Raw genomic sequence first — 2,792 nt, 5'->3', positions numbered from 1 at the left:
GTCAGTGCCATGGTCGAATGTTCAACACGCCCTAGTCATAACACTATGATTATCAACTATTCTCTATATGTCAACATACCCTAGACAAATGATCTAACATAGCGGCTTAAATTTATTATCTTATGTCAAAATCAACTATTCTTGACTGGTTCGCCAAATTCTACGATCTCATCAGTATCACTAAGAGTAGGGGATTTTGCCTCTTGACGCTTATCCCACCACGCAAATACGTTTGCTAATATAGAGCCAGAAACAGAGTGCCAAATGCAAGCAACGGCAGCAGCGATAGCGGACTCTGCATTACCAGGGAAAAACTTAGTGCTTAAGCCCGTGGCTAACCCTGCATTTTGTACACCGACCTCGATAGATATCGTACGTTTTTTAGGTTTGCTCATACCGAACAATGCCCCTGAGTAGTAACCCAATACGTAGCCGACGATATTGTGCACGGCAATCGCTAAAATGACGACTAACCCTGATTGCAAGAATTGATCACCAAATACAGCGGCAACGCCACCAACGATAGCGGCAAAGGCTAATACAGCCACGCCTGGCATCACCGCACGCACATTATCAAACCAGTGTTTGTTTTGAAACAGAATATTCAACATGGAGCCGATAGCGACTGGCAGTAAGGTCACTAGGAGCATAAATCGGAACATGCCCCAGCCATCCATCTCCACAGATTGACCGACCAAATAATGTAACCAAAGTGGGGTCACCAAGGGCGCAATGATGGTTGATACTGTGGTCATGCCGACTGAGAATGCTACATCACCTTTGGCAAGATAGCTCATAATGTTGGAAGACACGCCGCCAGGGCACGTACCGACCAATACCAGACCTAGTGTTAAACCCGGTGATAAATCAAATAGCCTAGCCACGCTAATTGCTAAAATCGGCATAATGGTATATTGGATAATGGAACCAATAAAAATATCAAATGGACGCTTAGCCAGTATTTTATAGTCTTCTTTACCAAGCGTCATACCCATTGCAAGCATGATGACACCCAGAACGATGATTTGGGTATCGCCTGTCACCCAAGAAAAAGTCGCAGGCTCTATAAAGGTCACTGCGGCTGCTAAAATAATCACTAAAGCCGTAAACCGACTCAACTGCTGACTTATCATCCTCAAAAACTGCATGTATCAGTCCTTATACTATAGAAAATAGTCCAGTATAAATTTAAAGAAATGATATTTACAATAGGTGTCAGTGGTTTTTAGCCAACAATAAGTTGCCATTATAATAACTTTGACTATGATTATATTTTGAGCTTTTTGGTGTTTATTTATCAGTCAAACAAAAATTTAGTTGCTGCAAACGCCATCAACATCGAGAGTGAAATCGGTGTGAATCTCAGCGCGCCTAATAATATTTATCTACTCCCTAATAAAATCCATATCAGTGTGTTTGAGCCTACTGGTTCTTATTGATATGCTATTTAGTTTTTATTCAATTGTGGAAGACAACTATGACTTTACCGCGCCATCTTCTGTACTCTTTTCGCCGCTGTCCCTATGCCATGCGTGCCCGTCTCGGTCTTTTATTTGCCGAGCAGTCTGTAGCGCTGCGGGAGGTTACGCTGAAGAATAAACCAGAGCAAATGCTAGCGATTAGTCCAAAAGGGACGGTGCCCGTTTTACAGTTGGCGGATGGGACCGTCATTGAAGAAAGTGACGAGATTATGATGTGGGCACTTGCGCAGAATGACCCACACGGCTTACTTGATAAAAATACATTACCGCAAGCAAATGACTTGATTGCACAAAATGACAATGAGTTTAAATATTGGCTAGATCGATACAAATATGCGGATCGGTATCCTGAGATGACGCAGAGCGAGTATCGACAGCGCGGCGAGGTGTTTTTGCAGGTATTGGAGACGCTATTGACAAAAAATGTCTATCTATTAGGAGACAGTGTGACCACAGCGGATATTGGTATCATGCCGTTTGTTCGTCAATTTGCACATGTTGATCGTGAGGTGTTTTATGGTTTGCCATACCCTAAATTGCAGCAGTGGTTACAAGATTGGCTTGCGCATCCGTTATTTTTGCAAGTTATGACTAAGTTTGAACCATGGCAAGAAGGCGATGAGGTGGTGTTTTTTCCTTGTTAATATCTGGTATTTGAAGTTATTTATATGATCACATGAGTGGTGAGTGGTAGGTAAAGTATAGATTTGAAAGAACGTAGGAGGATACACATTGTATACTCCTACGTTATAAAAATATTGAAAGGCTTGTGTGATTTAAAGGACTAGACTTTACAAGCCGTGCTGGCTGCTTTGGCCTTCTCATATACCGCTTGTGGATCTAGGCCTAGCGCTGCCACATCATCTATAGTCAATCCATAATAAAATTAGCACAGCCCATATCATTGAACAGTTTAGGTAGATTATTCTCCATCCACCCTTGTCGTAGAAACTTAGCCTGTGCCCACTTTTTTTCAATAGGGTTAAAATCAGGACCGTACGTGAGTCATTGTGTCTATGTGGTTATAAGTAATTTATATCGAATTGAATCATAGTAAGGATATAAGAAGGCTAGAACAGGAATATATCGAACAATTTAATGGTCACGACGTGCCGGAAGCTCTTTTGTCTCTGCTTCAATTTGCCAATGAAAAATCAAAGATGGATTGCTTTTCTGATGGTTTTGAATTCTCTATAAATTTGGATAAGTGTGGACTTAAAACTTACTCAGAAGATGAAGAATTTTTAAGTTCTATTAGACCTCTTGCAAAAGTCATAGTTTAAGCTCGGAATTAATGATACCAGCAAACAG

The 2,792-nt window shown here is 41.2% G+C and carries 3 protein-coding genes; 2 read left to right on the top strand and 1 reads right to left on the bottom strand.

The genetic code is table 11. The features are described 5' to 3' along the window. Positions 1 to 131: 131 nt before the first annotated feature. Positions 132 to 1,148, bottom strand: a complete 1,017-nt coding sequence (locus L0G63_RS13600; protein WP_301451134.1) for a bile acid:sodium symporter family protein — start codon at positions 1,146 to 1,148, stop codon at positions 132 to 134. A 329-nt stretch (positions 1,149 to 1,477) separates the two neighbouring features. On the opposite strand from L0G63_RS13600, the gene L0G63_RS13595 reads away from it, so the two are divergent. Next, entirely contained in the window at positions 1,478 to 2,125 is a 648-nt protein-coding gene (locus tag L0G63_RS13595; protein ID WP_301451133.1) for a glutathione S-transferase, read from the top strand. Positions 2,126 to 2,590: 465 nt separating this feature from the next. Then, the gene (locus L0G63_RS13590) at positions 2,591 to 2,764 is read left to right on the top strand and encodes a hypothetical protein (protein ID WP_301451132.1); all 174 of its coding nucleotides are present in this window, start codon (positions 2,591 to 2,593) and stop codon (positions 2,762 to 2,764) included. Positions 2,765 to 2,792 lie beyond the last annotated feature (28 nt).

The sequence above is a fragment of the Psychrobacter sp. genome, assembly GCF_030454045.1.
GTDB lineage: Bacteria > Pseudomonadota > Gammaproteobacteria > Pseudomonadales > Moraxellaceae > Psychrobacter.
The sequence above is the reverse complement of the archived record's forward strand: the minus strand, read 5'-3'. Positions and strand labels throughout refer to the sequence as shown.